Here is an 8,963-nt window from a genome sequence, read left to right as displayed (position 1 = left end):
AACCTACTTACTTGCAGGAAGATATAAAATAAAGCCAGAAAAAAGAGAGCGTTTTTTAGAGCTAGCTCAAGCTGTAGTCGAATCCACTAGGCAAGAATCAGGTAATATCAGCTATAGCTTTTACGAAGAAGTTGGGGTTACAAATTCATTTATTTATTTTGAAGAGTGGCAAAGTAAAGAGGCGTTGGCAGAACATTTACATCAGCCTTATATCATTCCTCTATTAAAGGAGTTCCCAGAAATGGTAGATGGAGAAATAGATGTGAAAATTTATGACATAGAGGCTATTACCTATGGCCTATAACTAGTATGAAACTAATTAAGCAAGGTTATATGATATCAATTATCAGATTTAAACAATAGATAATATAGTATTTGTCTATTATTGAATTTGTAAAATTGATATCTTGCCTGAGCTTTTAATGATAGTTTCAAGATAAATTTAATAGTGAATTTATTTAGTTCATAAACATTGAATATCTGCTGAATATCAATAATTTTTTACGCCTACCTACTTAGCCCGCTTCATAGAAATTAAGGAGCAAGATGCTCCCCTATGTACAAAGTACACCAGACCCAATGCAATCAGGTTTTTCCTCCTAGCTAGAGACTAGATATTATTCAAAGAATATTAATAAGTACCGTGAAAAAACTTAAAAAGCTGAAGAAATTCTCATTTTTAGCCTTTGTCGTTTTACTGGCGATTACAGTCATCCTCATTGTTGTCGGCTCGCAATTAGAGACTGTCTCTGCTCATTTTAAGACTTACTCAGAACCTGGAATAAGTGCTGGCGTAGCTTATAAAATTCCCTCTCTTCCTGCTCCGGACGCACCTCGTCCTGTTCCAGCTTACCCTCAGTCTAATTCAGATGTGAATCTTCCAGTGCGTAAGAGTATTGTTGACTTAACGCCCAAGGAGAAAGCTGCATTCGTCAATGCCCTGAAAACAGTTAAAAACACCATTCCCCAAGGTAGTAAACTGAGTATATTTGACCAACTTGTTCTACAGCACGTTATGGTTGCAGGATTTGAAAAGCCATTTAAATCCTCAGGTCCCGCATCAGGTTTCAATCCAGCTCATCCAGGTCATCCTGCATTTTTACCTTGGCATAGACAGCTACTTGATGACCTTGAAAATGCTTTGCAGAAAATAGACCCCAGTGTAACAATTCCCTACTGGGATTGGACTGACCCAAAAGCCCTAGACGTTATGCTTAGTGATGACTTTATGGGAGGAAATGGTGAAGGTGTTAAAGTCAAAATTCCCGGTGTAGGAACGTTTGCAGGAGGACCAGTTAAATCGGGACCTTTCGCTGACTGGACACTGAATGAAGATATTCACATTGAACCGATTAATTTCTCATCATTGGGATCCAAAATAGTGCGCTTTCTGCAAGTCCCTCCTTTTGACAAGTATCCCATGCCCAAAGAAGTCATCGATCGCATGATGAATCTTAACGACTATGAAGTCTTCTCTGCGGTGCTAGAAGGAGGTGGTGTCGGGTTAAATGAGAAAGGAAAGTTGGTTGAAGATTGGGCAGTTCATGTGGTTTCCCATGCAATGATCGGAGGAGTAGTTTTAAAAGATTACGAGAAAACAGCACTTCCGGCTAACCAAGCTAGGAATCTAGGAACAATGATGAGTATCCTTAGCTCCCCCTACGATCCGACGTTTTGGTTAACCCATTCTAATGTAGACCGTTTGTGGGCGGAATGGCAGGATCGCGGACATACAGGTGAAAAGTTTTATCCTGCAAAAGGGAAGGATTATGGATACAATCTCAACGATCCAATTTGGCCTTGGGATGGTGGTAAATCTAAACCAGGAAATCTGAATGATACGGATTTAGTATCTATGTTACCTGTAACTAATAAAATTATTACTGCTGCCGACCTTCTTGACTTTCGCCAACTGGGTTATACCTATGATACAACTCGTCTTCGGAGTGTAAAACCACTCCTAGAACCCAAGCCTAAACGCAAGCATTCATGAATGGTTACTCACATTTTGCACCACATAATTATTGCGAAAATTATCGCCTGTAACCCTTATGATTCAGTAAGGTGGGCAATGCCCACCTTACTCTTATTGAGAATGTGCAAGATATGTGGTTATATTAGACATCTCCGGAAAAGAATGTAGAGACGTGTTAGCGTAGCTCCTCTCGAAGGGAGGCTATATCGCGTCTCTACAAGGGTTCTGGCTGACGCATATTTAATTTTCACCAGAGGTCTATTAATCTTCACTGTTGCTCATTCCCTGTTCCTTCTCCCGTTGGCGCAGCCGCCCTGAAAGGGCTAGGGAGTTGATACTTACAAACTTTCTCAGTTTTCTCATTTAACTTTTAGGGAACCTTCATTTAACCATTAGAACAGACTCAGCTTCATCACCGATATTGGTTATCAACACAGAAAAACACGGGAAACATTCAGGAGAAAAATATTCATGCTGAAGCGAACCAACTACTACAAAGAATTACTAGCAGATTATTCAAGATCCGGATTAGTTGCAGAAAAACTTAAAGAGCAACTAATTGAAAAGGCTGAAAAGATTGTAGCAATGAAAGAGGATATACTACCAGCAATTACTGATGATTATAATCTAGACAAAATCGAACAAGAAAATAAAGAATGGTGGCCTACTCACTGTGAAGCTTTAAGACAAGGTAGAGGTGATATTCTCACAGGTGAATACCGAGATGACTTGGTTTACTTCTGTCAAGATGGCCCCTATCAAGGTTTGGAACAACAAAAAGCACGAGAATTACATTGGTGGGCATTAATTGCTCAACCAGGAGTGACAATGGTTTGGCCTATTGTTATGTTTCATGGCGAACATACTTATTTTGAGTGGAAATGTTTGGACGATGAAACCAACGAAACTATTGCCAAAGGAAACGTTACTTGGGTTCGTCGCGGACATAGAGGTGGTTGCTATCTCAAAACTGAACAATTGACTTTTTATCGCGATGTTTTCGCTCCTAATGAATTATTGAAATTAATTAAGGTTGCTTAATCATGACAGAACAAAATAGTTACAAAAATGCAGTTTTAGATGATAAAGAACTGCAAGCCGGTTTGAATAGTATTAACCCTAAATTTGGTGACTTTTGCACCCGCGTTGCTGGAGAAGCTTGGGGTTTACCCTTGATAGATCAAAAAACAAAAGCATTAATTACAATTGCTGTTGATGTTGTTAACCAAGACCAAACAGGTGCAGGAAATCCTTTTGGCGCTCATGTGAATATGGCAATGCAACAAGGAGCTACCCGCGAAGAAATAGAAGAATTACTTCTGTTCATGTGCGTTTATGCAGGTTTTAATAAAGCTGCTGGTTGTTTCGGAATGCTCAATGAAATTATCGGATAAACATAAAACACTTACAAGGTAATTAACCTCGTAAATTCACATCTTCACCCATTACCCATTACTTAAAGGAAGTTCTAAAAAATGCCAGTTAATACTAAAGGTAAAATCGGTGTACTTGTGGAAGAACACTTTGATGAAACAGAGTACAAAAGATTTAATGAATTCTTCCCTCAACATGGCTATGAAGTAGAGTATATTTCTCATCTTTGGGGTCAAGAAAGTTTAACTTTTAAAGGTAATGACCATGAAGATGAAGTCACCGTTACTGTAGAAGTTAATGATATTCAGATAGCTGATTATCAAGGTTTGATTCTTATCGGTGGCTATGCAATGGATAGATTGAGATATCAGCCCAACCCTAAGCCTGGTCAGCCTAACAATGCTCCTGCTGTAGAGTTTCTTCGTCAGGCTGTAATAGAGATGGATGCGGGGAAATTAAAAATAGGAACAATCTGTCATAGTCTTTGGTTATTTTGTGCGGATAAAAAACTTTTGAACGGTCGGCAAGTTACTTGTGCTCATAATATTATTTGTGACGTAGAGAATGCTGGAGGAGTAATTGTCTATGAAGATGATGAAACTATATCTAACTATGTTGATGGTGGTTTAGTAACTGGAAGACATCCAGGAGTTGTTGAGGAATTTATGCAGGTATTTCTATCGCAGATTGAAACAATAAAACCAAAATCAACGACTGTTTCTTCTGTTAAGTAATTGTGTGAGTGCTGTGGGCAAAAATTATATTAATTGCCCACCCTAATACAACTATAGTTAATAATATCTAAGGTGATGATATCATGGGCAATACGGTAGATTTTCCCTTTTCTGATTTGATAGCTGGTTATGTTACTTACTTTAATGCAGATAATGATATTTTTGGTTTGAAAACATCAGATGATAGGGAGTTTGAATGTGTCTTAACTCCTATGACTTATGCCAAATTGGTGCAAAATTTGGATGAAGGATACCCTGATGCAACTGGTTTAATGCGGTCAATGCTTGTACCAGGTCGCTATTTATTTACTTATTGTATTTTCTATCCCAATAGTACCAAGGTTGATGCTAAACAAATTGTATTTGTTGGCCGTAAAGAAAATGACTACGTTTTTGAAAAGCAGAATTGGTGGATTGATCAGGTACGCTCCCTTGCCAATTTCTATTTAAAAGCTCAATTTGGTGATCAGGAAATTAATTACCGTAACTATCGCACTAATTTGAGTTTATCTGGTGCGAGGTCTACTGTAAATTTTCGTCAGGAAACTGATACTATTTCTCGTTTAGTATATGGTTTTGCCACTGCATATATGCTCACAGGGGAAGATAAGTTTCTGGAAGCCGCAGATAAGGGAACTGAATATTTGCGGGAACATATGCGGTTTGTAGATTTAGATGAAGGTATTGTTTATTGGTATCACGGTATTGATGTTCAAGGAGAACGAGAACATAAAATATTTGCTTCTGAATTTGGCGATGATTATGATGCTATCCCCGCATATGAGCAAATTTACGCTTTAGCCGGTCCCATTCAAACCTACAGGGTTACGGGTGATCCCCGAATTATGGATGATACCGAGAAGACAATTAAGTTATTTAATGATTTTTTCCTAGATAAAAGCGAACATGGTGGTTATTTTTCTCATCTAGAACCTGTGATGTTAGACCCCAAAAGTGATGCTTTGGGTAATAACAAAGCTAGAAAAAACTGGAACTCTGTCGGTGATCATGCACCTGCTTACTTGATTAATCTTTGGTTAGCCACAGGTAAACAGGAATATGCAGATATGCTGGAATATACTTTTGACACTATCGTTGAGCGTTTTCCTGATTATGAAAAGAGTCCCTTTGTTCAGGAAAGGTTTCATGAAGATTGGTCTGCTGATACTACTTGGGGATGGCAGCAAAATCGGGCGGTTGTGGGACATAACCTGAAAATTGCTTGGAACCTCATGCGGATGAACTCCCTTAAATCTAAACAAGAGTACACCCAACTAGCGACTAAAATTGCCAATATTATGCCGGAAGTTGGTAGCGATCGCCAACGAGGTGGTTGGTTCGATGTGGTAGAACGTATTCTGGCTGAAGGTGAATCTATTCATCGTTTTGTATGGCATGATCGTAAAGCTTGGTGGCAACAAGAACAATCAATACTTGCTTATCTGATCCTTGCTGGTGTGCTTGAAGGAGAAGAATATCAGCGTTTAGCGCGAGAATCTGCTGCTTTTTATAATGCTTGGTTCCTCGATATAGAAGATGGTGGGGTTTACTTCAATGTTTTAGCTAACGGTATTCCTTATCTGTCTGGTGGAAACGAACGTGGTAAGGGTTCTCACTCCATGAGTGGTTATCACTCAACTGAGTTGTGTTTTTTGGCATCAGTTTATACTAATTTACTGATTAATAAGCAACCGATGGACTTTTACTTTAAGCCTATCCCAGGAGGATTCCCAGATAATATTCTGCGAGTATCTCCTGATATTTTACCTCAAAAAAGTATCAAAATAGATTCAGTAGAAATTGATGGAGAAGCTTATCACAATTTTGATGCAGATAACTTAATTGTGAAGTTACCCCAGACAAAAGAACAGGTAAAGGTGAAGGTGCAAATTGTGCCAGTAGATAGTTAAGGGTGAAGTAATAAGTAATAAGTAATAAGTAATAAGTAGTCAGGAATTAAATTTCTTCGCTATGAATCAGAGAAACTCGTCAAATACTTTTCCCTGTTTTTCTTCAAAGTAGATAGTGCATAATGATGGTAAAAAAATGGAAATTAGTATTGAAGAATTTGATGGAATCAAGGTAGTCATTTTAGTTGGTGAAATAGATGCTAAAACAGCACCAAAGGTACAGCAACAAGTTTTCAATTTAACAGCAACTGACAAGAAAGTTCTGATGGATTTGTCGCAAGTGAACTATATGTCTAGTGCTGGTTTACGGATGTTACTTTCACTCTACCGCCATACGACTGCTAAAGATATCAAGCTTTTACTGGTAGGACTTTCAGAAGAAATTGAAGATACAATGTCTGTGACCGGATTCCTCGATTTTTTCGCAACATCAAAAACCAGAGAATCAGGGTTAATAGCACTTAAAATAACTAGAGAACAATATTAAGACATAAAGGAATATGGAATATATAAACTCAGAGATCGCCAGAATTGATATTCATCCAACCCATAATTATCAAGAATTTAAATTGCGTTGTGGAAAGCCGTTTCCTTTTGGTGTAAATTTAGTTCCAGGTGGAGTTAATTTTTCTATCTATTCCAGTCATGCTACTTCTTGTACCTTAGTATTATTCGAGAAATATTCCCCCGAGCCAATAGCCGAAATCCCCTTTCCAGAAGAATTTCGGATTGGTAATGTTTATTGCATGATTGTCTTTGATTTGGACTACGAATGCATCGAATATGGCTATCGGATGGAAGGAGCAAATGATTTTCAGGGGGGTCATTGGTTTGATAAAAGTAAAGTTTTGATGGATCCTTATGCCAAAATTATTGGTGGACGGGATATTTGGGGTAAAATACCAGACTGGAATGATATTTACCAGCATCGAGCTCGGATTGCTTTTGATGATTTTGATTGGGAAAATGACAGGCTTTTAGAAATTCCCTTGGAAGATTTGATTATTTATGAAATGCATGTCCGTAGCTTTACCCGTCACCCTAGCTCTGAAGTAAAACATCCAGGTACATTTGCAGGTATTCGAGAGAAAATCCCTTATCTCAAACAGTTAGGTGTAAATGCAGTGGAATTAATGCCTATATTTGAATTTGATGAATTTGAAAATAGTCGTGTTAATCCTGAAACAGGTGAGATGCGCTATAACTACTGGGGTTATAGTACTGTAGGATTTTTCGCCCCTAAAGCTGGCTATGCTGCTACAGGTAAGTTTGGGATGCAGGTAGATGAATTTAAGGCATTAGTTAAAGAATTACACAAAAATGGGATTGAGGTAATTCTCGATGTGGTCTTTAATCATACAGCAGAAGGGAATGAAAATGGCCCTTACATTTCCTTTCGGGGTATAGATAACCAAACCTACTATATGCTTACCCCAGAGGGTTACTATTATAACTTTAGTGGTTGCGGTAATACTCTCAACTGTAATAACCCAATTGTCAGGGGTATGGTGCTTGACTGTCTACGTTATTGGGCTAGTGAATACCACATTGATGGTTTCCGTTTTGACTTAGCTTCTATTTTAGGTCGTGACCCTTGGGGCGCTCCTTTAGCCAATCCTCCACTCTTAGAAACCCTAGCTTTTGACCCTATTTTGGCAAAGTGTAAGTTAATTGCTGAAGCTTGGGATGCAGGTGGTTTATATCAAGTAGGTTCCTTCCCTGCATACGGAAGGTGGTCAGAATGGAACGGTAAATACCGCGATCGCATTCGTAAGTTTCTCAAGGGAGATGGTAATGTTGGGGAGATGGCACAATGTTTACAAGGTTCTCCTGACCTCTATGCTGCTAGCGGTCGTTCTCCTTCCACATCGATTAATTTTATTACCGCCCATGATGGCTTTACTTTAGCCGACTTAAGTAAGTCGGCACAATAAAACCAAACTATGTGAAGAATAGTAAATAAGCCTAAAACCCTTGTTCCCCCTGCTCCCTGCTCCCTGCCCCCTGCCTTATCCAAACGATAATTTTTTACGCCAACCTACTTAGTTGCTTACAATGGCAAACATAACCAAGCTAATGGTGAAAACAATAACGATGGCACCAATGATAATGAAAGTTGGAACTGTGGTATAGAAGGGTGGACAGAAGATACTAGAATTAATATTCTGCGACAACGACAAATAAGAAACGCGATCGCCATGTTGATGGTTTCTCAGGGTGTACCGATGTTACTCATGGGTGATGAAGTCGGACGTTCTAAGCAGGGTAATAATAATACCTATTGTCACGATAACGAATTAAATTGGTTGGATTGGCATCTTTTAAAAGAGAATGCAAATTTATTCCAATTTACTCAACACTGTATTGCATTTCGTAAGTCTCATCCTGTCCTAAGAAATAGTCAGCATTTCCAACATCGCGATCGGGTTGGTAGTGGTTATGCAGATATTACTTGGCATGGTACTCAAGCATGGGATGCTGATTGGTCAAATCATAGTCGTACTTTAGCATTCATGCTTTGTGGTAAGCATACTCAAAAAGGAAGTTTTGAAGATGACTACATTTATGTAGCCATAAATATGTACTGGGAATCATTGCAATTTACAATTCCCAGTTTACCATCACACATGGAATGGCACATATTTGTCAATACTGGATGCACACCAAGTAAAGATAGTTGGGAACCAGGGAAAGAACCTAAGTTAGCAAATCAAAAAGACATACTTGTTGGGGAACGTTCTGTAGTTATTTTAGTTAGTCGCCATCTTAAGTAATTAAATCAAGGAGATAATTATGACTTTTCAAGCAATTCGAGAAAATACTGACACCAACATTGCCAAAATTACTTTATCCGGAGAATTAAATGCTGCAACAGCACCAACTTTCAAACAAGAAGTAGAAAACGCCGCAGCCACAGATATTCAAAAGCTAGTTTTAATCATGAAAGACTTGGAATATATGTCAAGTCTG

The 8,963-nt window shown here is 38.5% G+C and carries 10 protein-coding genes; all 10 read left to right on the top strand.

Going from position 1 to position 8,963, the window contains the following annotated elements; translation table 11 throughout:
• The coding region (locus CALSC_RS17590) for a putative quinol monooxygenase (protein WP_088242600.1) at nt 1–304 on the top strand (304 nt) is incomplete at its 5' end.
• Nucleotides 305–643: 339 nt separating this feature from the next.
• Nucleotides 644–1,993 carry a tyrosinase family protein gene (locus CALSC_RS17585; protein ID WP_088242599.1) on the top strand — a complete coding sequence of 450 codons (1,350 nt, stop codon included), beginning with the start codon at nt 644–646 and terminating at the stop codon, nt 1,991–1,993.
• Nucleotides 1,994–2,446: 453 nt separating this feature from the next.
• Nucleotides 2,447–3,016, top strand: coding sequence for a hypothetical protein (locus tag CALSC_RS17580; protein WP_088242598.1), 570 nt, complete (start codon nt 2,447–2,449; stop codon nt 3,014–3,016).
• A 2-nt stretch (nt 3,017–3,018) separates the two neighbouring features.
• Nucleotides 3,019–3,369: a carboxymuconolactone decarboxylase family protein gene (locus CALSC_RS17575; RefSeq protein WP_088242597.1), complete on the top strand. Its 351-nt coding sequence runs from the start codon at nt 3,019–3,021 to the stop codon at nt 3,367–3,369.
• A gap of 81 nt (nt 3,370–3,450) precedes the next feature.
• Nucleotides 3,451–4,083, top strand: a complete 633-nt coding sequence (locus tag CALSC_RS17570) for a DJ-1/PfpI family protein (RefSeq protein ID WP_088242596.1) — start codon at nt 3,451–3,453, stop codon at nt 4,081–4,083.
• Nucleotides 4,084–4,166: 83 nt separating this feature from the next.
• On the top strand, nt 4,167–5,993 hold the full coding sequence (locus tag CALSC_RS17565; RefSeq protein ID WP_088242595.1) for an AGE family epimerase/isomerase: 1,827 nt from the start codon (nt 4,167–4,169) through the stop codon (nt 5,991–5,993).
• Between the two features lie 136 nt (nt 5,994–6,129).
• A complete protein-coding gene (locus CALSC_RS17560) occupies nt 6,130–6,480 on the top strand; it encodes an STAS domain-containing protein (RefSeq protein ID WP_088242601.1) in 351 nt (116 codons plus the stop codon).
• A 13-nt stretch (nt 6,481–6,493) separates the two neighbouring features.
• On the top strand, nt 6,494–7,927 hold the full coding sequence (locus CALSC_RS17555; RefSeq protein ID WP_235006829.1) for a glycogen debranching protein: 1,434 nt from the start codon (nt 6,494–6,496) through the stop codon (nt 7,925–7,927).
• A 264-nt stretch (nt 7,928–8,191) separates the two neighbouring features.
• Entirely contained in the window at nt 8,192–8,767 is a 576-nt protein-coding gene (locus CALSC_RS17550; protein WP_200817671.1) for a hypothetical protein, read from the top strand.
• 19 nt (nt 8,768–8,786) lie between these two features.
• The coding region (locus tag CALSC_RS28070; RefSeq protein WP_143288293.1) for an STAS domain-containing protein at nt 8,787–8,963 on the top strand (177 nt) is incomplete at its 3' end.

It is taken from the genome of Calothrix rhizosoleniae SC01, assembly GCF_900185595.1.
Taxonomy (GTDB): domain Bacteria; phylum Cyanobacteriota; class Cyanobacteriia; order Cyanobacteriales; family Nostocaceae; genus Calothrix_A; species Calothrix_A rhizosoleniae.
This window is presented reverse-complemented; position numbering and strand designations above follow the sequence as displayed.